The 23966-nt window shown below is 67.9% G+C and carries 16 protein-coding genes and 1 riboswitch; of the genes, 8 read left to right on the top strand and 8 right to left on the bottom strand.

What is annotated here, in order from left to right; translation table 11 throughout:
* Window position 1: 1 nt before the first annotated feature.
* The 6 genes from ACP7A3_RS05110 to ACP7A3_RS05085 all read right to left on the bottom strand — a co-directional run bounded on the left by ACP7A3_RS05110 (window position 2) and on the right by ACP7A3_RS05085 (window position 10116).
* On the bottom strand, window positions 2–1192 hold the full coding sequence (locus ACP7A3_RS05110) for a DUF885 family protein (RefSeq protein WP_426255100.1): 1191 nt from the start codon (window positions 1190–1192) through the stop codon (window positions 2–4).
* Window positions 1189–4989, bottom strand: a complete 3801-nt coding sequence (locus ACP7A3_RS05105) for a LamG-like jellyroll fold domain-containing protein (RefSeq protein WP_426255101.1) — start codon at window positions 4987–4989, stop codon at window positions 1189–1191. Before ACP7A3_RS05105 ends, ACP7A3_RS05110 begins: the two co-directional genes overlap by 4 nt.
* Entirely contained in the window at window positions 4986–6272 is a 1287-nt protein-coding gene (locus tag ACP7A3_RS05100; protein ID WP_426255102.1) for an MFS transporter, read from the bottom strand. The genes ACP7A3_RS05105 and ACP7A3_RS05100 overlap by 4 nt, the downstream gene beginning before the upstream one ends.
* 59 nt (window positions 6273–6331) lie before the next feature.
* Window positions 6332–7111 carry a 2-keto-4-pentenoate hydratase gene (locus ACP7A3_RS05095; RefSeq protein WP_082898480.1) on the bottom strand — a complete coding sequence of 260 codons (780 nt, stop codon included), beginning with the start codon at window positions 7109–7111 and terminating at the stop codon, window positions 6332–6334.
* Between the two features lie 78 nt (window positions 7112–7189).
* Complete coding sequence (locus ACP7A3_RS05090; protein WP_426255103.1) at window positions 7190–8620, bottom strand: mannitol dehydrogenase family protein; 1431 nt, start codon at window positions 8618–8620, stop codon at window positions 7190–7192.
* Window positions 8617–10116, bottom strand: coding sequence for a UxaA family hydrolase (locus ACP7A3_RS05085; protein ID WP_426255104.1), 1500 nt, complete (start codon window positions 10114–10116; stop codon window positions 8617–8619). Before ACP7A3_RS05085 ends, ACP7A3_RS05090 begins: the two co-directional genes overlap by 4 nt.
* Before the next feature lie 113 nt (window positions 10117–10229).
* On the opposite strand from ACP7A3_RS05085, the gene ACP7A3_RS05080 reads away from it, so the two are divergent.
* From ACP7A3_RS05080 to ACP7A3_RS05045, 8 genes are all read left to right on the top strand, one after another.
* Window positions 10230–11258: a LacI family DNA-binding transcriptional regulator gene (locus ACP7A3_RS05080; RefSeq protein WP_147037164.1), complete on the top strand. Its 1029-nt coding sequence runs from the start codon at window positions 10230–10232 to the stop codon at window positions 11256–11258.
* A 79-nt stretch (window positions 11259–11337) separates the two neighbouring features.
* Complete coding sequence (gene uxaC / locus ACP7A3_RS05075) at window positions 11338–12786, top strand: glucuronate isomerase (protein WP_426255105.1); 1449 nt, start codon at window positions 11338–11340, stop codon at window positions 12784–12786.
* Window positions 12787–12788: 2 nt separating this feature from the next.
* The gene (gene kduI, locus ACP7A3_RS05070; protein ID WP_426255106.1) at window positions 12789–13631 is read left to right on the top strand and encodes a 5-dehydro-4-deoxy-D-glucuronate isomerase; all 843 of its coding nucleotides are present in this window, start codon (window positions 12789–12791) and stop codon (window positions 13629–13631) included.
* 143 nt (window positions 13632–13774) lie between these two features.
* Complete coding sequence (gene kduD, locus ACP7A3_RS05065; protein ID WP_426255107.1) at window positions 13775–14527, top strand: 2-dehydro-3-deoxy-D-gluconate 5-dehydrogenase KduD; 753 nt, start codon at window positions 13775–13777, stop codon at window positions 14525–14527.
* Window positions 14524–15534, top strand: a complete 1011-nt coding sequence (locus ACP7A3_RS05060) for a sugar kinase (protein WP_426255108.1) — start codon at window positions 14524–14526, stop codon at window positions 15532–15534. Before kduD ends, ACP7A3_RS05060 begins: the two co-directional genes overlap by 4 nt.
* Window positions 15521–17080, top strand: coding sequence for a carboxylesterase/lipase family protein (locus ACP7A3_RS05055; protein ID WP_426255109.1), 1560 nt, complete (start codon window positions 15521–15523; stop codon window positions 17078–17080). Before ACP7A3_RS05060 ends, ACP7A3_RS05055 begins: the two co-directional genes overlap by 14 nt.
* Before the next feature lie 243 nt (window positions 17081–17323).
* Window positions 17324–20359 carry a TonB-dependent receptor gene (locus tag ACP7A3_RS05050; protein WP_426255110.1) on the top strand — a complete coding sequence of 1012 codons (3036 nt, stop codon included), beginning with the start codon at window positions 17324–17326 and terminating at the stop codon, window positions 20357–20359.
* A gap of 50 nt (window positions 20360–20409) precedes the next feature.
* Complete coding sequence (locus ACP7A3_RS05045; RefSeq protein ID WP_426255111.1) at window positions 20410–21399, top strand: alpha/beta hydrolase; 990 nt, start codon at window positions 20410–20412, stop codon at window positions 21397–21399.
* A 28-nt stretch (window positions 21400–21427) separates the two neighbouring features.
* Here the strand turns inward: ACP7A3_RS05045 and ACP7A3_RS05040 are convergent, their stop codons facing one another.
* A complete protein-coding gene (locus tag ACP7A3_RS05040) occupies window positions 21428–22456 on the bottom strand; it encodes a methionine synthase (protein ID WP_426255112.1) in 1029 nt (342 codons plus the stop codon).
* Window positions 22457–22484: 28 nt separating this feature from the next.
* Window positions 22485–23471, bottom strand: coding sequence for a putative oxygenase MesX (locus tag ACP7A3_RS05035; protein ID WP_426255113.1), 987 nt, complete (start codon window positions 23469–23471; stop codon window positions 22485–22487).
* Between the two features lie 124 nt (window positions 23472–23595).
* A riboswitch (cobalamin riboswitch) is annotated at window positions 23596–23818 on the bottom strand.
* Window positions 23819–23966 lie beyond the last annotated feature (148 nt).

The raw sequence follows: 23966 nt of genomic DNA, 5'->3' as shown, positions 1-23966 counted from the left end.
CTTATCCGGCGATCTGTTCGGTCCTGCGCCGGCCGAAGGCGAGCAGGGGCGTATGGAATTGCGGCCAGCGCTGGCGCGCGCGCGGGCGCGCCGCGGTGATGCGCAAGGGCACCCACGCATCGGCGGCGCGCAGCCCGGGGTCGCTGGCGATCCGCACCACGTCGCGGTCGATGGGGGCAAAATAAACGGATTCGCCAAGGCTCTCACGGATCCGGGCCGCGACGCGGTCCGTGTCGATGCCCCGCACGTGCAGGTCGATGTCGGCGAGGCCGCGGGTCACCCGGAACAGCATCCAGTGAATATGCCCCAGCATGGTCGCCGGATCGCCGAACAGGCCGGCGTCGGCCATCAGCATTTCGGCATAGACGCCCCAGCCTTCGCTGAAGCCGGCGGCATAGCGGAGCCGCAGCGGGTGGGGGTGGGCGAGCGCCTCCAGCGGCATCTGCGCCATATGGCCGGGCAGAAGCTCATGCGCGACGACGCTGGGGAGGGAAAAGCGCGGGCGGCGGCGGATGTCCTTGAGGTCGACGACGTACAGGCCCTGCACGCCCGTGGCGGGCAGGATGCGGTAGCCGCCCTTGCCCGCGGCGATCTCGGCAGCGTCGAGCGGGCGGACGTCGACCGACAGGCAGGCCGCGGGCAAGGGGCCGATCAGGCGGGGCATTTGCGGGCGGATCGTCGCCAGCGTTGCCCGCATCGCCGCCACCGCCGCCTCGCGCCCGGCGGCATCGTCGGCGAACAGCCAGCGCGGATCGCGCCACAGCGTCTCGAACCGGGCACCCGTCGTGCCACCTGCGATGCCCAGCCGGTCGAACAGGCGCGTCGCGCGCGCGTCCAGCGCGGCTTTGGCGGCGGCGAGGTCGCGCGCGACGATATCCAGCCGCGCGTCGTTGCCCGCGACCCGCTGCGTCTGCAACGAAAAGCGCGTCGCCGCGTCGCTCGCGTTCGTCAGGGCGACGTCGATCGCAAGGCCGGCGCGGGCGGCCTGCAGGTCGAGGCGGCGGCCGGTGCTGGCGCCAGCGGCGGAGAGCGGGGCGAGCAGGTCCAGCGCTTGGGCGGCGGGCAGCGTCGTCGCGGTGTCGAGCGCGACGCCGATCGTCTGGTCGTCATCCGTTCGGGCGAAGACCGGCGCGGCGAGGGCGGAGGCTGCCCCCGTGCCGAGCGCCGCGAGGACCTGCCGCCGCCGCATCATCGCGTGGGCTCCAGCACCACCCGGTTGTTCAGCCGCGTCACTTCGGGGGCGTCACCGGGCAAGGCGATCTCGACGCTCGTCGCCTTGGCCGGGGCGGCGATACGGACCGTGGCGGTGCGGGGGCGCAGATCGGTCGGCGCGGCGAGCGGCGGGATCGCCGACGTCGCCAGCACCGCGCCGTCGGCGCCGCGCACGGTCAGCCTGCCCCCGGTGGTCGGCTGTGCGCCGAGACTATGGACGGTCACCGTCAGGCCGCGGCCGTTGCGCACCACGTCGTCGCGGCCGATGCCGATATCGGGACGCTGCTCGACGGGCCCGGTCGGCTTGGCGAGGGTGACGTCGTAGACGGTGGTGGTGTGCGGCGCGAAGGCGACGGTGGTGCCGAGGCTGCGTTCGAGCGGCAGCGTGGCCGCGCCGCCATCGGGGACCAACGTCTTGCCGCCGTCGCTGCTCGTCGCGCGCTGCATCGTCCATTGGCCCGCGGTGACGTTCCACGTCGTCATCTCCGCCCGCTGCACGCGGTCGGTGCGATTGTAGGCGATGACGCGGAAGTGGTTCGGCGTCGCGTTCGGCATCAGGATCGCGACGTCGCCGGCGGCGTCTGGCTCGGCGAAGCGCCACGATACCGTATTGCCCGGCCACGTCTGGTTCCGGCGCAGCGCGATGCCACCCAGCCGTTCGCGTTGCAGGATCTCATTGGGCTGTTCGACGCGGTCGGACCACCAATGGCCTTCGGTGTACATATATTCGTGCTGCGCCTTGTCGGCGATGGCGTCGGCATGCAGCCGTTCCAGCGCGGTGACGTCGCCCGTCGCATCCCAGCGCGTGTAGAGCGCGAACGGATCGTCCTTTGCCGCTGCGGCGATGGCGTCGCGATAGCGCGTGCCTTCGGGCAGGACGGCGAAGGCATTTTCGTTCATTTCGGCCAGCGATGCCGGTCCCGACTTGGCCATGCGGCTGGTCAACGGGCGGAGGTATTTGGCATCGCCGGTGAAGCGCCATGCGCTCCACGCGCTCTGCAACGGCGTCGAGATGCCGCCGCCGTCGCCGGCCCGCTCGGAGTCGCTGTCCCAGTGGATTTCGTTGGGATAGCTCCAGACGCCCTTCGCATCCTGCTTGCCGTGCGCCATCCAGCCGTCGATCACGCCGGTCACCAGCCCGCGCGCGGCGGGATTGCCGTTGTACAGGCCGATCAGGATCGGCGCGTGCATGACGGTGAAGGCATAGGGTTTCTGCCACGCCCAGGGTGCGTCGCGATACATCTTGCGCCCGCCGTACCAGCTGGAGGCGAAATGCAGGTGGCCGGCGGGATTCTTCAGGATCACGCCCTGCAAGGCGCGCGTCGTTTCCATCAGTCGCTCGACCGCCTTGGGCTCGCCCCAGTTGAGGTAGAGGCGTTCGGCGTCGGAGTTCAGCCCCTCCTCATAGGCGTGCAGCTCGTCGGTGGTGATATAGCCCAGGCCATTGACGCGCATGCCGTTGGTGTAGACCGCATCGGACAGCGCGCGCAGCGAGGCGTTCACCTTGTCGGGCTCGACCCCCATCAGCGCCAAGCCCGGCCATTGCTGCGTCAGGTCGGTGTCGTCCGAAATGCCGCCGCCGAAGTCGCCATAGGGGACCTGGCGGTGATCGATCCACCAGTCGACGAAGCGGCGGACGTATTTCAGGTCCTCGAGCTGGCGGAACGCCCACAGCGGCTCGCCCTTGGTCGGGACGGGCTGGGTGAAGGGCGGCAGGTTTTCGGGGCGATAGTCGATATCCGCCCAATAGGCCTGCGCCTCCTTATGGTCCGGATCGACCCGCAGCAGGTCGGTGATGTCAGCGAACAGGCGGCGATACAGCGCCATGCGCTTCGATGAAGTATGCTCCTCGACCAGGAAGGCCCAATTGTCCTTCACCTGGTTGAAGCGGTCCGCGACATGTTCGGTGATCGCCTGCGCGCGGGGCTTGAACACCAACCGGATGCGCGCGCCGTCGAGGCTCTTGGCAGAGAAGGCGGGGTCGGACGCCGCGATCGACAGGTACAGGCTGTCGTTGGGCAGGATGCGATCGCGCAGGTCGAGCCACAGCGTGCGCTTCTGCCCCGGCGGGACGGTGACCGACAGGTCGATCATGTCACGCTCGGGCCAGATCGGGTCCTTGACGCGGATGTCGAGCGCGACCGGCTTGGTGCCGGGCAGCGCGGGCAGGTCGATCGCGATGCCGTCCAGCCCGTCGCGCAGATTCTGCCAGCCGTAATCGAAGGCGCGGGCGACCGGCTGGTCGGGCAGCGCATCGCCCAGGGTCGCCGGGATCAGGATATGGACGATCGGCGCCATGCCGGCGGGGCGCGCCACGGTGCCGCCACCGCCCGCCGCGCCGGCGCCCACCGCAGCCTTTACGCCCGCGGTCGGCATCGCGACGACCGTCGCCCGCTCGTCGGGGGCGTAGCGGCCGGCGATGAAGCCGTTGAGCGGTGCCAGCGCCGCGAGCGTCGGCGCCATGTCGGCCCGGATCGTATAGTCGAGCTTGAAGCTGCCCGCCGGTTCGGTGCCGGCGCCGATGTCATAGGCCCACAGCTCCTGGATCGGCTGTTCCTGCATCACGTTGGTGAAGTGCAGCGTGCCACCGGTGCGGGGCGCGAACTGGTCGACGCTGCGCACAACACCCTTCGGCCGGGTGGCGAGAAGCGTGTCCTTGCCGTCACCCGTCCAGCTGAGGCTGCCATAGGCTGCGCCGCGCAGTTCGACGCGGTTGAACCTCTCGCCCGCCGGGACGGTCAGGTCGTAGCGCTTGCCGCCTTCGACATAGACGTTCCAGTCGGGCAGCTCGAAATAATCGTCGCGACCGGGCAGGCGCGACCGGTTGTAGACGCCGGGCCACGTCGTTTCGGCGATGCCGTCGACGCCCTTCCACATCCACTCCTTCAGGTCCTTCGCATCTGCGAATTCGACCTTGCGCACGCGGGTAACCGGCGCGTCGAGCAGCGGCGGCAAGCCTTTGGCCCAGCCGTAGCGGTGTAGCCATGCCTGCCGCTCCCCTTGCGGGTCGGCAGCGGGCAGGGGCCCGGGTTCCGCTTTCACCGCCAGCGCGGCGATGTTGGCGGGGGAGAGCATCCGGTCATAGACGCGGATATCGTCGACGTCGGAGCCGCGCATGAAATTGTAGCGGCTCTGCACCTGATGCGGCGCCAGCACGCGCCCCGCCAGGCCGAACTGGTCGAGGCCGGTGTCGAGGTCGGCAGTCTGATCCTTGCGCGCGACCTCCTTGCCATCGACGTAGAGCGTCACGCCCTTCGTCTCGTCCCAGGCGAAGGCGATATGCTGCCACGCCTTCGCATCGGGGATGGTCGGCATGCGCCACGAGACGCGGATGCGCGACAGGTTCGTGTCGGTGACGAAAGCGTCGAAGCCGTGGCCGTTCCAGTCGATACGCAGGAACGCCATGTCCCAGCTGGTGTGATCGGCGAAGCCGGCGCGGAAGATGACGAACGGCGCCTCGCCTAGCGGTTCACGCGCACGCCAGAAAAAGGAGAGGGTGCCGCGCGTGCCTCGCATATTGCCCGGCGCCCGCCACGCGACATAGCCATCGTCCGCCCAATGCGCCGCACCGCCGATCGCGCCGTCGGGCACGATGCGCACGTTGGCGCGGAAGTTGGGCACCGCTTCCCCGTGCGCGACGGTCGCGTCGAAGCCGGTGTCGAGCGGCGCGTGGAACAGCAGGCCGGGCGATGTCTCCTGCGCCTGCGCCGTCGCTGCCGTAAGGGCGGCGGTCGCCAGTGCGAGCGCGGAGGTCAGCGAGCGCCTGCCGCCCCTCACAACGCGTCGACCCGCGCCAGGCGTGGGCTGAGCAGATGGACGACGCCGACCGCGATCAGATAGACGCTGCCCGCCACCGCGAAGATGATCGTGTAGCTGCCCGTCGTCTGCAGGATATAGCCGGTGAACTTCGCCATCATCATGCCGCCGATTGCCCCGACCGTGCCGCCGATGCCAACCACCGATCCGACCGCCGCCCGCGGGAACATGTCCGACGGGATGGTGTAGAGGTTGGCCGAGAAGGCCTGGTGCGCCGCGGTGGCGAGGCCGACGATCGCGACCGCCAGCCACAGATGGTCGACATATTGCGCGAAGAAGATCGGCGTCACCAGCAGTGCGCAGGCGAACATCGTCCATTTGCGCGCCGCATTGGCGGTGAAGCCGCGCTTCATCAGCCGCGACGACGACCAGCCGCCCGCGATGCTGCCGAAGTCGGAAATCAGATAGATGACGACCAGCGGCGGCCCGAAGCTGACGAGGTCGAGGTGATAGGTCTTGGCGAGAAAATCGGGCGTCCAGAAGAGGAACAGCCACCAGATGGGATCGATCAGGAACTTGCCGAGCGCATAGGCCCAGGTTTCGCGATAGCCCAGCAGCTTCAGCCAGCCGATCTTCTGAACCGGGTCGGCGGGATCGCTTTCGATATAGGCGAGCTCGGCGGCGGACACCTTCGTGCTCTCGCGCGGGCGGCGGTACAGCACGATCCAGGCGACCAGCCACAACAGGCTGACGGCGCCCGTCACGATGAACGCCATCCGCCAGCCAAAGGCGAGCGTGATGACCGGCACGATCAATGGCGTCACCACCGCGCCGACATTGGCGCCGGCGTTGAAGATGCCGGTCGCGAGCGCGCGCTCCTTCGCCGGGAACCATTCGGTCACCGATTTGAGGCCCGCGGGGAAATTGCCGCTTTCGCCGATGCCCAGAATGAAGCGCGCGACCGAGAATTGGAACGCCGAGCCGACGAAGCCGCACAGCGTATGGCCGAGCGTCCAGATGACGAAGGCGATCGAATAGCCGATCCGCGCGCCGACCGCGTCGACGATCCGCCCGAAGCTGAGATAGCCGATCGCATAGGCGGCCTGGAACCAGAAGATGACGTCGGCATAGGTCGTTTCCGACCAGCCGAGTTCGGCCGAGATCGTCGGCTTCAGCACCCCGATCATCTGGCGGTCGACATAGTTGATCGCGGTCGCTGCGAACAGCAGGCCGCAGATCACCCAGCGATAGCGGCCGACGCTGGCGGGTGCGGCCGTGACCTCCGGCGCTTCGATCGTAGCCATCGGTCTGTCTCTCCTGTGTCAGCGGCCTCTTGGCGGGCCGTTCGTCGTGGTATGGCGCGTTATTGCGCGGTGATCGTGCAGTGGATCGACAGGCGGCCGTCGAACCGCGCCTCCACCCGGTCGCCGACGGCGACCTGATGGACGCCGGTGACCGCACCGGTCGAAATCCACTGTCCCGCCGTAACCGGGATATTGCGTGCGGCGAGATGCTGGAACAGGAAGCGCGCCGCGCCGAAGGGGCCGTCAAGCATGTCGGCGGCGATGCCGGTGCCGATCTCCGCATCGTTGATGTAGAGCGCGACCGGCCAGCAATTGAGGTCGGTATCCTGCCAGCCGTCGATCGCGGCGCCGATGACGAGGCCGTTGTTGTTGCCGAAATCCGAAATGGTGACGGTCGGCCCGTTGGTGTTGATCCCGGGGAAGGGGGAACTCGCGATCTCGATGCCGACATGCACCGCATCGATCAACGCGCGGGCGTCCGCCATGGAAAAGTCTCGCTGCGCCGGATCGGGTGCGCGGCCGATGCGCAACAGGAATTCCGCCTCCGCTGCGCCGAAGCCATCGGCGAAGATCGGCATCTCGCCATGTTCGGTGTCGGTGACCTGATCGGCGAAGATCGGGCCGGCCAGGCGGTCGAACCCTTCGGCGGGTGGGTTGATCCGGCCGACCTTCCAGCCGGCGACCGGACGATCGCTGAGCGCCAGCGCGGCATCCTGCACCGCATAGGCATTCGCCAGATCGTGCGGAATAGTCCCCGGATAGTCCGGCAACGCCGTGGCGGTCCGTCGCGCCTCCACGAACGCCTGCGCAACCTGCGCGATATCGCTGTCCGGCTTCACCGCAGCCCCTCCCATGTCATTCGTCGTTATCGGATCGATATGGGAAACCGGTGTCATTGGCAAGCATCGCAAGCGTCCTCACGCGAAAAATCGCGGCCAGTCCGCCGATGCGGCGGCAGCCGCAGCGGCGGCGATCGCCGCGCGCACCTCGGTGTCGGTAGCGATGGCGGACGGCACGAGATGTCCGGCCGCGATCAGCGTGTCGACCACCGCCGCGACGTCCTGTTCCCGCGCGATCGACCGCAGCGTTTCGGCCGCCGGATCGACGATCGCCGTGTCCGTGCGTGCGCGCGCCATCAGGAATGCGACCCAACCGCCGAGCGCGCGGACCACATGGGCCGGCATGCGCCCCGCCTGCCGGTTGGCGACCAATGTATCGCCGAGGCGATAGGGCAGTTTCTGCGAACCGTCCTGCGCGATCTGGTCCAGCCGGTGGACGATCGCGGGATTGCGGAACCGCGTCAGGATCGCACCCGCATAGGCGTCGAGGTCGAAGCCCGGCACCGGGGTCAGCATCGGCGCGATATCCTGCTGGATCATCGCGGCGACGAACGCGGCGAGCGGGCCGTCCGCCATCGCTTCGGCCACACTCGTCGCGCCGCGCAGCAGGCCGATATAGGCAAGGGTCGAATGCGCGCCGTTGAGGATACGCAGCTTGGCCCGCTCATAGCTGGCGACATCCAGCGTCAGCGTCGCACCCACGCTGCCCAAGGCCGTGATGGCGTCCGCCCCGACGTCCTCGATCACCCATTGGACGAAGGCCTCGCGCTGGACGGGAGCGTCGTCGTCCACGCCGATCGTGTTGGCCACGTCGGTCAGCAACGTCGCATCGCTTGCCGGCGTGATCGAATCGACCATCGTGGACGGGACGCGCACCGTCTCGGCGATCCATGCCGCCAGGTCCGCATCGCGGGCGGCGGCGAAGGCGACGAGCGCGGCGTGCAGCTTGCGCCCGTTGCTCGCCAGATTGTCGCACGGCATCGCCACGAACGGAGCGACGCCGGCGGCCCGGCGCGCGGCGAGCCCCGCCACCAGCCAGCCGACGATGCTGCGCGGCGGCTGGCCCGCCAGATCGTGGACGATATCGGCGTGGGTCACGTCCAACGTGCCATCGGCCTGCAGGCAATAGCCCTTTTCGGTCACCGTCATCGTCACCAGCCGGACGTCAGGGTCGGCCAGCAGCGCCGCGACGTCCGCATGATCGTCGGGTCCCAGGAAGCGTTTGTGCGCCCCGATGATGCGCATGGCCGGCTCGGCGTCGCGCACCGCGAGCGTATACAGGCCGTCCTGCGCGGCCAAGGCTTCGACCGTGCCGGCGCTGCGCAGCGACACGGCTGCGATGCCCCAGGCTGGGTCGCGTGCCAGCAGATCGTCGATATAGGTCGCCTGATGCGCGCGGTGGAAGGCGCCGGGGCCAAAATGTACGATGCCGATCTTGCCCTCCGGCCGCTCGCGCGGCGCGGCGATGGCGTCCGGCACTTGGGGCAGGGTGGCGCGGGATAGTCTCATAGCGTGACGCCTCGTTTCCAGATCGCGATCTCGCGCTCGCCATTGCGTTCGGCGGCGGTGGTCTCGCCCGACGCGACCGCGACGATGCGCGCGAGCAGGGCCTCGGATGCGGCGTCGAACCCGGTGTCGAGCACCGCGCCCGCATCGAAATCGACCCAGCCGGGCTTGCGCGCGGCAAGGTCGCTGTTCGATGCGATCTTGATCGTCGGCACCGGGAAACCCAGCGGCGTACCACGTCCGGTGGTGAACAGGATCGCCGTCGCCCCTGCGGCGGCAAGGGCGGTGGAGGATACCGCATCGTTGCCCGGCGCCTCCAGCAAGGTCAGGCCAGTCTGCGTCGCCTCCTCGCCGTAATCGATCACCGCGCCGACGCGCGCACGCCCGGCCTTCTGCACGGCACCGAGCGACTTTTCCTCCAGCGTCGTGATCCCGCCGGCGACGTTGCCGGGGGAGGGGTTTTCCGACACCGGCTCGCCGTGATCGAGGAAATAGCGTTTGAAGCCGTTCACCACGCCGACGATCCGGTCGAACACCTGCGGCGCGGCGGCGCGATCCATCAGCGTCTGTTCGGCGCCGAAAATCTCGGGAATTTCGGTGAAGACAACGCGCCCGCCCGCCCCGACGACGCGGTCGCTCATCTGCCCGACCAGCGGGTTGGCCGTCAGGCCGGACAGGCCGTCCGATCCACCGCATTTCACGCCGAGGACGAGATCGCTGAGCGGGCACGGCGTGCGGTCCGCGCTTGCCGCCTCGGCAAGCGCGACGACCGCAGCGATGCCCTCTTCGACCTCGTCGGCGCTGAGCTGGGCGGTCAGCGTGCGAACCCGGCTGCGATGTGCCGCCGGAACCGCATCGAGCAACGCCGCGACCTGATTCTCCTCGCAGCCCAGCCCGACGATCAGGACGCCGCCGGCATTGGGATGGCTCGCCAGTCCGGCTAGGATCGCACGGGTGCCGCCCAAGTCATCGCCCAGCTGCGAACAGCCGTGCGGGTGGGTGAAGGCATGGACGCCATCCACCGCATCGCCGACCTGCGCCGAGGCGCCCGCCGCGATCCGCTGCGCCGTCCGCGCGACGCAACCGACCGTCGGCAGCACCCAGATCTCGTTGCGCGTCGCGACCCGCCCGTCCGCAGGACGATAGCCCATGAAGGTCGGCGCCTCCGCCGTTGGCAAAGTCGCCGCGGGCGCCGGCGCGTAGCGATAGTCTAGCGTCGCATCGAGCGCGGTCGACAGATTGTGGCTGTGAACATGCGCGCCGGGCCGGATGGCGGCCGTGGCATGGCCGATCGGAAAGCCGTATTTGAGGACCGGCGCTCCGATGCCCATCGGCAGCAGCGCGACCTTGTGACCCCGCGCGATATCCTCGGCGAGCGTGATCGCGCTGCCGATCGCGTCCTCGGCGGCGCCGTCGACCGTCAGCGTGTCGCCGGCGCGTGCATCGTCCAGCATCGTGGCGACCGTATCGGTCGGCGCCACCTTCCATGCCCTCGCCATGCCATCCTCTCGACATTCGTTTCGGTAACCGGTGTCAGATGTGTCCTGTCCGGACGATCTTTGCAAGGGCGTGGGACTGGCGGGATCGTTTCGCCCGCTTTACACCCGGTGCCATGCAGAAGACCGGCCAGCCGACGATCAACGATGTGGCGCGCGTCGCCGGCGTATCGAAGAAGACCGTCAGCCGGGTCATCAACCGCTCGCCCTTGCTCAACGAAGAGACGCGCAAGCGCGTCGAAGAGGTGATCGCGGATCTCAGCTACATCCCGAACCCGCAGGCACGGGCGCTGGCGCTGCGCCGCAATTTCCTGATCGGCCTGGTCCACGACAATCCCAATGCGCAGACGGTGATGAACGTCCAGCAGGGTATGCTGGAGGCGCTGCACGATACCGAATTCGAAATGGTGGTGCGCCCGCTCGATCGCGGCTCGGCGACGATGCTGGAGGATCTGCGCCACTTCCTCGAACGCCAGCGCCTGTTCGGCGTGTTGCTGATGCCGCCGATCAGCGAGAACGATTCGGTGGCGAAACTGTGCGACGATATCGGCTGCCGTTACGTGCGCATGGGGTCGGCGGTGCTGGATGCGGCCGACCATATGGTCGCCTCCAACGACCGCGAGGCAGTGCAGGGCGCGGTCGCCTATCTGATCGAACAGGGGCATCGGCGCATCGGCCTGGTCGCGGGCCCGCACGGCTTCCGCTCGGCGCGCGAGCGGCGGCAGGGCTTCGAGGATGCGCTGGCGGAGGCGGGGATCGCGCTGCCGCGATCGATGATCGCCGACGGCAATTATACGTTCGATTCGGGGCTGGTCGCGGCAGAGCGATTGCTCGATGTCGTGCCGCGCCCGACGGCGATCTTTTCCTCGAACGACGAGATGGCGGCGGGCGTGATCCATGCCGCCCGCCAGCGCGGCCTGGAGATTCCGCGCGACCTGTCGATCATCGGCTTCGACGACACGCCGATCGCCGCGCATGTCTGGCCCCCGCTGACGACGGTGCGCTGGCCGATCGCCTCCATGGCGCGATCGGCGGCGCTGAAACTGATCGCAGGCGGCATGGAGCAGGAGCCGGACGTGGAAGAACCCTCGCTTTTCCTGTCGACGCTGATCCGTCGTGCGTCGGTCGCGGCGCCCCGCGAATGAGGCTGGGGGTTGCGTCGCGATTTGACACCGGTTACCAAGCTGCCAGCCGCCTGACGAAGGGCGCTTCGAGAGGATAGAGATGGCCCGGGCTTTGCGCCTCGACCCCGACCGCCTGTTTCCGGCTGATCCGACGACACGCGGCATCGCGCGCACGCTTTATGCAGGTGTCGCCGACCTGCCGATCGTCAGCCCGCACGGCCACACCGATCCGCGCTGGTTCGCCGAGAATGCGAACTGGACCGACGCGACCTCGCTGCTGCTGGCGCCCGATCATTATCTGTATCGCATGCTCTACAGCCAGGGCATCGCACTCGACGCGCTGGCGATCCCGCACAAGGGCGGCGTGCCTGCCACCGATCCGCGCGCGGCATGGCGCCTGTTCGCGGACCATTATCACCTGTTCCGCGGGACGCCCTCGCGCCTGTGGCTCGATCATGTCTTTGCCCAGGTGTTCGGGATCGAGGTGGCGCTGGAGGCGGAGACCGCCGACCTGTATTTCGACGCGATCGGTGAGGCGCTCGCCACCGATGCGTTTCGTCCACGCGCGCTCTTCGATCGCTTCCGCATCGATTTTCTCGCGACGACCGAGGGCGCGCAGGACAGCCTCGATGCGCATCATGCGATCCACGCATCGGGCTGGGGCGGGCGCGTCGTCACCACCTATCGCCCCGATGGCGTGATCGACGTCGAGCATGAGGCGTTCGTGCCGGCGATGGCGCGCTTCGCCGAACTGACCGGCGAGGACGTCTATGGCTGGCGGGGCTATCTCGCCGCCCATCGCAAGCGCCGCACCCACTTTCGCGCGGCGGGCGCGACCGCGACCGATCACGGCCATCCGACGGCAGCGACCGCCAATCTGACGCCGCTGGAATGCGAAGCACTGTTCGCGCGGATCGTCGGCGGCGATTGGACCCCGGCGGACGCCGAGCTGTTCCGCGCGCAGATGCTGACCGAAATGGCGGCGATGAGCGCGGAGGATGGCATGGTCATGCAGATCCATCCCGGCAGTTTCCGCAACCACAATGCCGGTCTGTTCGCCAGTCACGGCCGCGACAAGGGCGCGGACATTCCGACGCGCACCGATTACGTCCGCGCGCTTAAGCCGCTGCTCGACCGGTTCGGCACCTCGACCGATCTGTCGATCATCCTCTTCACGCTGGACGAGAGCGCCTATGCGCGCGAACTCGCGCCGCTCGCCGGCCATTATCCGTGCCTGAAGCTGGGACCGTCCTGGTGGTTCCACGACAGTCCCGAAGGCATGCGCCGCTTCCGCGAGATGACGACCGAGACCGCCGGATTCTACAATACCGTCGGCTTTAACGACGACACGCGCGCCTTCCTGTCGATCCCCGCGCGGCACGATGTCGCGCGCCGTGTCGACTGTGCCTTCCTGGCGCGACTCGTCGCCGAACATCGCATCGCGGACTGGGAGGCGGCGGACCTCGCGCAGGAACTGACCGCCGGCCTCGTCCGCCGCGCCTATCGTATCGACCAGAGCACGGCCGCCGCGCGCGGCCCGAAGGAGTGACCATGTACGACCGGACCTATTACGCGACGCATCCGGACATGATGGAGTGCGTGTCGAACGACGAACTGCGCGATCGGTATCTGATCCAGGGGCTGTTCCGCGACGGCGAGTGCGTGTTGAACTACACGCACGCCGAACGCTTCGTGATCGGCGGCGTCGCGGTGGCGAGCGGCAGCGTGAAGCTGCCCGACCAGACCGAGCCGGCATCGGCGGCGGGCCATCCCTTCCTCGAACGCCGCGAGATGGCGATCGTCAACGTCGGCAAGGTCGACGGGACCGTGACGGTCGATGGCGAGACGTTCGAGCTCGGCAACAAGGACTGCCTGTACGTCACGATGGGGGCGAAGGACGTTCAGTTTTCGGGTGACGGCGCGCGCTTCTACCTCGCCTCGTGCCCGGCGCATCAGGCATACACCACGCGCAAACTCGGGATCGCCGATGCGAATGCGCTCGAGCGCGGCAGCTTGGCGGAGTCGAACGAGCGCACGATCTTCCAGCTCGTCATCCCCGGCATCTGCGACAGCGCGCAGCTGGTGATGGGCCTCACCGTGCTGAAGCCCGGCAGCGTGTGGAACACGATGCCGCCGCACATCCACGACCGCCGCAGTGAAATCTATTTCTACTTCGAGCTCGACAATCTCGACACCGACCGTGTGATGCACTTCATGGGCGAGGGCGAGGCGACGCGTCACATCGTGATGCAGAACGAGGAAGCGGTGATCAGCCCGCCCTGGTCGATCCACATGGGCGCCGGCACCAAGGCCTATGCCTTCATCTGGGCGATGGCGGGCGAGAACCAGGATTATACCGACATGAACGTGCTGGATATCTGCCAGCTGGCGTAAGCCGATCCTCCCTCCCCTGACAGGGGAGGATCGGGGAGGGGTGGCGTGCTCGCGGTACGGACGGGCGAGCACTGCCGGCCACCGTATCCCCGGACCCTACCCACCCCCGGCCCCTCCCTTCCAGGGAGGGGAGGAGAATAACGATGAACCCCTTCGATCTTTCGGGCCGCGTGGCGGTCGTGACCGGTGCGAACACCGGCATCGGGCAGGCGATCGCGATCGCGCTGGCGCAAGCGGGCGCGGACGTCGCACTGGTCGGCCGCACGCCGGCCGAGGACACCGCCACCGCGATCCGCGACCTCGGCCGCCGCGCGCTGATCGTCTCGGCCGACCTGTCGAGCATCGAGCCGGTACAGCGCATCGTCGACGAGACGGTGGCGGGGCTGGGCGGGCTCGACATTCTGGTCAACAATGCCGGCATCATCCGCCGCGCCGATGCGGTGGACTTCACCGAAGCGGATTGGGATGCGGTGGTCGACACCAATTTGAAGTCGGTGTTCTTCCTCTGCCAGGCGGTCGGGCGCCACATGATCGCACAGGGCAGGGGGCGGATCATCAACATCGCCTCGATGCTGACCTTCCAGGGCGGCATCCGCGTGCCGAGCTATACCGCATCGAAGTCGGGGATCGGTGGTCTCACCAAGCTGCTCGCCAACGAATGGGCGAAGCATGGGCTGAGCGTGAACGCGATCGCGCCGGGATACATCGCGACCAACAACACCGCCGCGCTGCAAGCCGACGAAGCGCGCAATGCCGCGATCCTCGATCGCATCCCGGCGGGGCGCTGGGGTGATGCCGCGGACCTCGGCGGCGCGGCGGTGTTCCTCGCCAGTGACGCCGCAGCCTATGTCCAGGGCCATATCCTCGCCGTCGATGGCGGGTGGCTGGCGCGATGAACCGGCTGCTCGCCTTCGGGGAGATCATGCTGCGCCTGTCGCCCCCGGGGCGCGAGCTGTTGATGCAGACGCCGCGGCTCGACGTCTGGGTCGCGGGGGCGGAGGCCAATGTCGCGACCCAGCTCGCGCGGCTGGGGCACGACGTGCGGTTCGCCAGCCGGGTGCCGGACAACGATCTGGGGCGCGCGGCGATCGCCACCCTGCGCGGGCATGGCGTCGACACGTCCGGCATCGCCTGCGGCGGCGACCGGATGGGGCTGTATTTCGTCACGTCGGGCGCGGGTCTGCGGGCCACCGAAGTGCTGTACGACCGCGCCGCCTCTGCCTTCGCCGAGGCGTCGGCGACGGATTGGGACTGGGACATGCTGCTCGCCGGTGTCACCCGGCTGCATCTGTCGGGCATCACCCCTGCGCTCGGCCCGGTCCCGGCGCGGAGCGCGCTTGCCGCCGTCGAGGCGGCGTCGGCGCGTGGGATCGCGATTTCGTTCGACGGCAATTGGCGCGGCAAATTGTGGGCGCGCTGGGACGGTGATCCGCGCGCGATCCTGTCGGGCATCGTCGCGCACGCCGACCTGATGTTTGGCAACCATCGCGACATCGCGCTGCTGCTGGGCCGGGACGATTTTGCGGGCGAGGGCGAGGATCGCCGCCGCGCCGCGAGCGAGGCGGCCTTTGCCGCTTTCCCCCGCCTTCAGACGATCGCATCGACCGCGCGCGAGGTCGAGCATGTCGACCTGCACCACTTGTCAGCGCGGATCGATACGCGCGACGACACGGCGCAGACCGAGACGGTGGTGCTTGCTGGCATCGTGGACCGGATCGGCGGCGGCGACGCCTTTGCCGCCGGCGTGCTGCACGCGCTGGAGACGGGCGCGGGGATCGCTGACGCCGCGCGCACGGGACTGGCGCTCGCCGCGCTCAAACATTCGCTGCCCGGTGACGCCGCGCTGTTCCGCCAAGCCGATCTCGACGCCTATCTCGCCGGCGGGCTCGATGTCCGGCGCTGAGGGCTGGACGCGGCGGGCGGCGATCGGCGGGGGCGCCGCTCTGCTCGCGAGCGCGGCGGCCGGGGCCGCGCCGCCGGGCGCGGTTCGTACGCGCGTAGGCAATTTCATCGGCACGCGCGACGGCGGGGTGCGCGCCTTTCGCGGTATCCGCTACGGCACCGCGCCACGGTTCCGCGCGCCGGTCGCCTTCGCAGCACCCGGCCAGACCGTCGCGGCGGACGCCTTCGGGCCCGTTTGTCCGCAACGTGGCCCCTATGGCCCGCAGGACGAAGACTGCCTGTACCTCAACATCTGGACCGCGGAGGCCGATCCCCGCGCGCGCAAGCCGGTGATGCTCTACATCCACGGCGGGGCCTATTCGAACGGCAGCGTCACCGATCCGCTCAACGATGGGCAGGCGCTGGCGGCGCGCGGCGATGTGGTGGTCGTGACCGTCAACCACCGCCTCAACGCGCTGGGCTATCTCTATCTCGCGCGGTTCGACCCGCGCTTTGCCGATAGCGGCAATGTCGGGCAGCTCGACCTGATCCTGGCACTGCAATGGGTGCGCGACAATATTGCCGCCTTCGGGGGCGATCCGGGGCGGGTGATGGTCTTCGGCCAGTCGGGTGGCGGCGCGAAGATCGCGACGCTGATGGGGATGCCCGCCGCACGCGGCCTGTTCCACCGCGCCGCGACGATGAGCGGACAGCAGGTGACCGCCTCGGGGCCGCTGCATGCGACCGAGCGCGCCCGCGCCTATCTGGCCGCGCTGCGCGTGCCCGAACGCGACCTGTCGGCGGTGCTGGCGGTGCCGACGCAGCGGCTGGTGGAGGCGCTGGACACGCGCGATCCGATCCTGGGCGGCGGGCTCTATTTCGGACCGGTGCTCGACATGCACTGGCTGACCCGCCACCCGTTCTGGCCCGACGCCAATCCGATCGGCAACGTCATCCCGATGATGCTCGGCAACGTCCATGACGAAACGCGCGGCTTCCTGTCGCCCGACTCGCCAACGGTACGCGGGCTGAGCTGGGACAATCTCGCCGATCGGATGGCGCCCGAGCTGAAGATCGACATCCTGCCCGAATGGGTCGTCGCGCAATATCGCGCGCATTTTCCGACCTGGTCGCCAACGCAGGTCTTCTACGATGCGACGACCGCGGGGCGGAGCTGGCGCGGGCAGGTGATCGAGGCCGAGGCGCGGGCGGCGGCGGGGGTGCCGGGGTTCGTCTACCAGGTCGATTTCACTTCGCGGACCGATCCGCGTCGCGGTGCTTTCCATACGATGGACATCCCGCTGGTGTTCGGCACGCTGGGGGCGACCGGATCGCAGACAGGGCAGGCTGCCGACGCCCGTGCGGCGAGTGCGGCGATACAGGAGCGTTTCGTCGCCTTTGCACATACCGGCACGCCCAATCGCGCCGGCCTGGCGCCTTGGCCGGCCTATGACCTGGGTCGCCGCGCGACGATGATCTTCGATGCCGAATCGCGCGTCGAGAACGATCCCCGCCGCTGGCAGCGCGAGCTGTTCGCGCGCGTGCCCTACATCCAGCCCGGCACCTGAGGCGACCGCGCCACATCGGCGCAAGACTAACAGGCATCAGCCAAAAAGGCTGTTGACACCGGTTACCACAGGACGCACACACGACATGGATCAGCAGGCGAAGACCTGCGATGTCCGGGGAGGATCGACACGGCGCGCGGAAAATCCGCGGCAAAAGGCCCTCCTCATCATGAATTCGGTTCCGGTCGCACCGTTCGTGTCCGTAACCGGTGTCAGTGCGGTTTCGCCGCAGGGGAGAGCAAGATGGCGAACGGTGTTGCGATACGGAAGACGGTGCGCGCAGGGCAGTTGCGCGGGATTTCGGCGGGCGCGCTGATCCTGGCGCTGGCGATGCCGGGTGCAGCGCTGGCGCAGGCGGCGCAGATCCCGGCCACCGCGTCGCCGGGAACGCCCACCCACACCGATCCGTCCCCCGCCCAGACCGCCGTCGTGCCGACGACGACGGAAGCGACGCCGCAGGCCGCGGACGGCGCGGCGGTGACCGCACCGCAGCAGGACGGCGACGGCGCCGCGCCCGATATCGTCGTCACCGGTTTCCGCCGCAGCCTCGACGCCGCGCTGAATGTTAAGCGCGAATCGGTGTCTTCGGTCGATGCGATCGTCGCCGAAGACATCGCGAAGTTCCCAGACCAGAACCTCGCGGAATCGCTGCAGCGCATTCCCGGCATCTCGATCCAGCGCGACGCCGGCGAAGGCCGCGCGATCACCGTCCGCGGTCTTGGCGCGCAGTTCACCCGCGTGCGCGTCAACGGCCTGGAGACGGTGGCGACCTCGACCGACGGCGCCTCATCGAACCGTGATCGTGCCTTCGACTTCAACGTCTTCGCCTCCGAGCTCTTCAACTCGATCGTCGTCCACAAGACCGCCGAGGCGAGCCTCGACGAAGGTTCGCTCGGTGCGGTCGTCGACCTCAACACCGGCAACCCGCTGGGCGGCAAGACGGGCTTCACCGGCGTGCTGTCGGCGCAGGCGAGCTACAACGATCTGAGCAAGAACACGCGGCCGCGCCTCGCCGGGCTGCTGTCGTACAAATCGCCCGACGGCACCTTCGGCGCGTCGGTATCGGCGGCGTATCAGAAGACCGACAATCTCGAACTCGGCAACAACACGGTGCGCTGGGCGCAGGCGCGGTTCGATTCGGTCAACGGCACGCCGTGCTTCTACAACAGCAATACCGGCACGACCCTGGTCGCCAATGCGGGCGGCTTCTACCGCTCCAGCGCAGCGTGCGACCAGGCGGCGCTCGCCTTCCACCCGCGCATCCCGCGCTATGGCGAAGTATTCCATGGTCGCGAGCGTCTCGGTGTCACCGGCAGCGTCCAATGGGCGCCGTCGGAGGCAACCAAGGTCTCGATCGACGGCCTCTATTCGCGCTTCAAGGAAACGCGCGAGGAGAAATGGGCGGAGGTGCTGCTGCGTTCCAACGAGCGTTCGATCGATCTCATCAACCCCGTGTACGATTCGAAGAACAACCTCGTCTCCGGCACGCTCAATGACGCGTGGGTGCGGACCGAGCATTACAAGCGTCAATCGGAAACGGAATTCTACCAGCTCGGCGGCAGCTGGGATCAGGATGTGACGGACACGTTCCGCTTCACGGTGCTCGGCGGCTTCTCGAAGTCGACCGCCGACATTCCGGTGGAAACCACCGTCGTGTTCGACGATCGCGACGCGCAGGGCTACAAGTTCGATTACACCAACAGCCGCACGCCGCTGCTCAGCTTCGGCACGAGCGTCACCGATCCGGCGAACTTCCAGCTCGCCGAAATCCGCGATCGCCCGTCCACCGTGACCAATAAGTTCCGCACCGCGCAGCTGCGGACCGAATGGGACGTCGCCGAAGGCTATACGCTGAAGCTCGGCGGCATGTACCGTCGTTTCGATTTCGACAGCGTCTCGTTCCAGCGCGACACGGCGATCTGCGGCAATGGCGGAACGGACCTGGTGCTGGGCACCATCACCTGTTCGCCGACCAGCGCGTTCGGTCCCAACGCCGTCTACGGCTATCAGGTTACGCCCGCACTCAGCGAGCTGTTCACGCTCGGCAATGCGGGCCAGCCGTCGGGCACTACGACGCAATGGCTGGTTCCCAATCTCGATGCCGCCACCGCCTACACCAAGCTCTATAGCCGTACGCCGACGCTGGTCGTCGGTGACAACCGCAGCGTGACCGAAGAGGTGAGCGGGGGCTATTTTCAGGTCGATGCGAAGGGCGAACTCGCCGGCCTCCGCTACGCGCTCAACGCGGGCATGCGCTACGCGCACACCGCCCAGGGATCGACGGGCATCAACTCGGGTGCGGTCGTGACGGTGAAGCGCGACTATGACGACTGGCTGCCGGCGGTGAACCTCGCGCTGTTCCCGACCGAGAAGCTGATCCTGCGCGCCTCCGCCGCCAAGGTGATGACGCGCCCGACGCTCGGCAACCTGACGCCCGGCGGTTCGGCCGACGGCTTCAACTATCGCGTGTCTTTCGGCAATCCGCAGCTCAATCCGTTCCGTGCCACCGCCTACGACCTCGCAGCGGAGTGGTATTTCGCGCCGCAGTCGATCCTGTCGGTGGCGCTGTTCAAAAAGAACGTCGAAAGTTTCCCGGTCTCGCAGTCGATCACCAACGCGACCTTCACCTCGACCGGCCTGCCGGCCTCGGTGCTCGCGGCGTCTTCGCCCGCGGCGCTCAATCCGGCGCAGCAGGCGCAGCCGATCTGGACGATCACCACCACGGTGAACGGCACGGGCGCTTCGCTGAAGGGCGCGGAGATCGCGCTGCAGGCGACGTTCAAGTTCCTGCCGGGCTTCCTCAAGAATTTCGGCGTGCTCGCCAACGCGACCTTCGTCGATTCGAACGCGAACTATCTGGTACAGGGTCCGGCGGTGTCGGCCTGCGTGCCGGGAGCCACGCCGGCGGCGGCCTGCTCGTTCGGGCCGCTCGTCAGCTCGACGCGCAATGCGACCTTGTTCGGTCTGTCGAAGCGGCAGTATAACGGCACGCTCTACTATGAGGACGCCAAGTTCTCGGCGCGCGGGTCGATCAGCTATCGCGGGCCGTATATCGATGCCAACAGCGGCACCGGCAACATCTTCGAAGGTTATAATTCGACGATCAACGTCGATGCCTCCGTCCGCTACAAGCTGACGCCGAATGTCGAACTGTCGCTCGAGGGCACCAACCTGACCGACGAGTATCGTGATCGCTACACCGATCTCGATGCCAACCGGAACTACGAATACAATCACTTCGGTCGAACGGTGCTGATCGGCGCGCGCTTCAAGATGTGAGGGGGTGGGTGCGCCGGTCATCAACGCCGGCGCACGCGTTGATGGAGGACATGCGGGTGGCTGGCATCGATCGCCGTCAGGCATTGCTCGGAACGCTTGCGGCGGCTGGCATGGCGGCAGCGACGCGCGCGCGCAGCCCCGCGGCGGGGGCGGTCCCCGCCGATCCGTCCGAAACCATCCTGCTGTGGCCGGGCGGCGCCCCCGGTATGCCCACCTCTCCGCCCAAAGAGGTGATCGACGAGCGCAGCACGGACCCGGCGGTCCGCGACCGCGCGGTCCATGGCATCACCCGGCCGCGGCTCGTGGTCTTCCGGCCCCGCGTGCCGAATGGCAGTGCGGTGCTGGTGATGCCCGGCGGCGGCTATCGCTGGGTCGTGGTCGACAAGGAAGGCTATGAGATCGGCCGCTGGCTGGCGGAGCGAGGCTATACGGTCTTCGTCCTGTTCTATCGCCTGCCGGGCGAGGGGTGGGCGGCAGGACCCGATGTCGCGCTGTCCGATGCGCAGCGCGCGATGCGCCTGATCCGCGCGCGGGCCGATTCCTATGGTATCCGCCCGGATCGCGTCGCGGCGATGGGCTTTTCGGCGGGTGGCCACGTCTGCGGCGACCTGGCGACGCGCTTCGCCCGGTCGACCTACGCGCCGGTCGATGCGGCGGACCGGCTGTCCGCACGGCCCGACCTCGCCGCGCTCCTCTATGCCGTCCAGTCGATGACGCCGCCGCTCGCGCATGCGGGGTCGCGGACGCACCTGCTCGGGCCCGATCCCTCGCCCGCTCTCGAGACGGCGCACAGTCCGGCCTCGAACGTCCGTCGCGATACGCCGCCCTGTTTCCTGGTCCATGCCGAAGACGACGACGCGGTGGCCGTCGACAACACGCTGGCGATGCGCGCGGCGCTGAAGGCGGCGGGCGTCTCCGTGGAAACCCATTTGTTTGCGAAAGGCGGCCACGGCTTCGGCCTGCGCCGCGCGGCCGGCAAGCCGGCGGCGGCGTGGCCGGAGCTGTTCCGGCAGTGGGCGATGTCGCAGGGACTGGGCTGACGAACGCCGTCAGCCCGGTGCCGGAGGATCAGGCCGACACTTCCGCGCGGACGATCGCGGCGCCTGCCGCCAGCGCGTGCAGCTTGCCCTGGGCGACGCTGCGCGCGAGGGGGGCCATGCCGCAATTCGTGGCGGGGTAGAGCTTGTCCGCATCGACGAAGCGCAGCGCGTTGCGCAGCGTGTCTGCGACCTCTTCGGGCGTTTCCACGCGATCCGTCGCGACGTCGATCGCGCCGACCATCACCGTCTTGCCGCGGATGAGCTCGATCAGGTCCATCGGCACGCGCGAATTCTGGCATTCCAATGAGACGATATCGATCGTCGAGGCCTGCAGATTGGGGAAGGTCTGCTCATATTGCCGCCATTCGGACCCGAGCGTCTTCTTCCAGTCGGTGTTCGCCTTGATGCCATAGCCATAGCAGATGTGGACGGCGGTCTTGGCCTTCAGCCCCTGTGCGGCGCGTTCCAGCGTGGCGATGCCCCAGTCGTTCGCTTCGTCGAAGAAGACGTTGAAGGCAGGCTCGTCGAACTGGATGATATCGACGCCCACCGCTTCCAGCTCGCGGGCTTCCTCATTGAGGATGCACGCGAATTCCCAGGCCAGCTTCTCGCGGCTGCGATAATGCGCGTCGTAGAGCGTATCGATCATCGTCATCGGCCCGGGCAGCGTCCATTTGATCGGCTGGCGGGTCTGCGCGCGCAGGAAGCGCGCATCATCGACGAAGACCGGCGCGGGGCGCGACACCGCACCGACGACGGTCGGTACGCTGGCGTCGTATCGGTTGCGGATGCGCACCGTCTCGCGCTGTTCGAAATCGACGCCGTCCAGATGTTCGATGAAGGTGGTGACGAAATGCTGGCGCGTCTGTTCGCCGTCGCCGACGATGTCGATCCCCGCCTGTCGCTGGTCGTCGACCGCGAGGCGTAGCGCGTCCTGCTTACCCGTGATCAGGTCGTCGCCCTCCAGCCGCCACGGCGACCAGAGCGTTTCGGGTTGGGCGAGCCAGGCGGGTTTGGGCAGGCTGCCCGCGGTGGTCGTCGGCAGGAGTGTCGTCATGATCAGGATACCTTCGCGTTCGGGGCGATCACAGGCCGCAGGTCGCGGACCAGCGCTGCAGCGCGGGGCCATGCGGTTTGATGAGATGGGCTTCGGCAAATCGGCCCTGCTCGACGGCGAGGCGGCTGCGCTCTTCGCGATCGTAGACGATGCGGGTCAGCGAATAATCCTGCTCGTCCAGGCTGGGTTGATAGCGGGCGGCGGCCGCCGAATTGGCGTTGTAGATTTCGGGGCGATAGATTTTCTGGAAGGTCTCCATCACGCTGATTGTGCTGGCGAGTTCGAGGTTGGTGTAGCCGTCGACCAGATCGCCGATATGGTAGAAGGCGAGCGGCGCGACGCTGTGCGGCGGCATGAAGTAGCGCGCCGTCATCCCCATCTTCGCAAAATACAGATCGGTGGGCGAGCGCGTGTCGGCCGCATATTCCACCCCCAGGATGGGGTGGACGTTGGTCGTCCGGTGATAGACCTGCTTGCTGGACACGCTGAGGCAGATGACCGGCGGCTTGTCGAATTGCTCACGATAGGCGTCCGACGACAGGAAATGCTTGAACAGATTGCCGTGCAGGTCGCCGAACTGGGCGGGCGCACCGGTGTTGCCCGACTGGCGCAGATGATCGGGCAGCACGACGCTGAAGTCGTAATCGCGGATGTAGGACGAGAAATTGTTGCCGACCATGCCGGCGATGCACGCGCCGCTGCGCGTGTCGGTGACGCGCGTGTGCAGGATTTCGATCAGCGGAAACGCCTCGTCCTGCGCATCGGGGCCGATGCGCAGCGCGGCCGACACGATGTCGAGCGCCACGGTGTAGCGGTCACCCGTCGGATTGTCCCAATGCATCAGCGAATTGAAGCGCCGGTCGATCATCACCAGCGTGTTGCGCAGATTGTCCCGGCGGCTCTCCCCGCGTGCCAGGTTGGCGAAATTGGTGGTGATGCGCGTGGTGTCGGCGGGGCGATAGTCCTCGTCGAACGGGATGCTGCTTGTGGTGAACGTAAAGCCGCTATTCGTCATGACTCACCTGCTGTTGACGAACAGGGGCATGGAAGAGCGCGCAAGGCGTAAGCGAGGCCCGGATGGCGTGCGCCGTGGACCGTCCGCGTCAAGCGCGATCCACCGGAGGAACCCCCGTCCGAGGAACGTTATGGCGTCGGAGGCAGGTCTCCTGGCTCACGGGTCAACGCGGTGGTTCCGGCCTTCCCGGGCGCGGGTGCAGCGCCCAGTGACACGAATTGGAACCGCCGCTCGCCGCTTACAGTTGCGGGGGCAGCGCCGGATTTTGCCCGCAGGGGGCATCACCGGCTTCCCGTCTTAGCCCCATCGCCATGCCTGGGATGGGGAACCTCGACACCCGTCTTAGGCAGGATCGCGCGGCATTTGTCAAGCGCGATATAAAGATATCTTTATATCGTTATGTCGGGTTGGTGGGGCATGCAGCCCATAGAAAAGCAGCGCCGATGGGTGCATCGGCGCTGCTGAGGACGGCGTGATGTTGGCTGGCGGGCGGCC

Origin of the sequence: Sphingomonas sp. DC5200-1 (genome assembly GCF_049897245.1) — a bacterium.
GTDB classification, from domain to species: Bacteria; Pseudomonadota; Alphaproteobacteria; order Sphingomonadales; family Sphingomonadaceae; genus Sphingomonas; species Sphingomonas aquatilis.
This window is presented reverse-complemented; position numbering and strand designations above follow the sequence as displayed.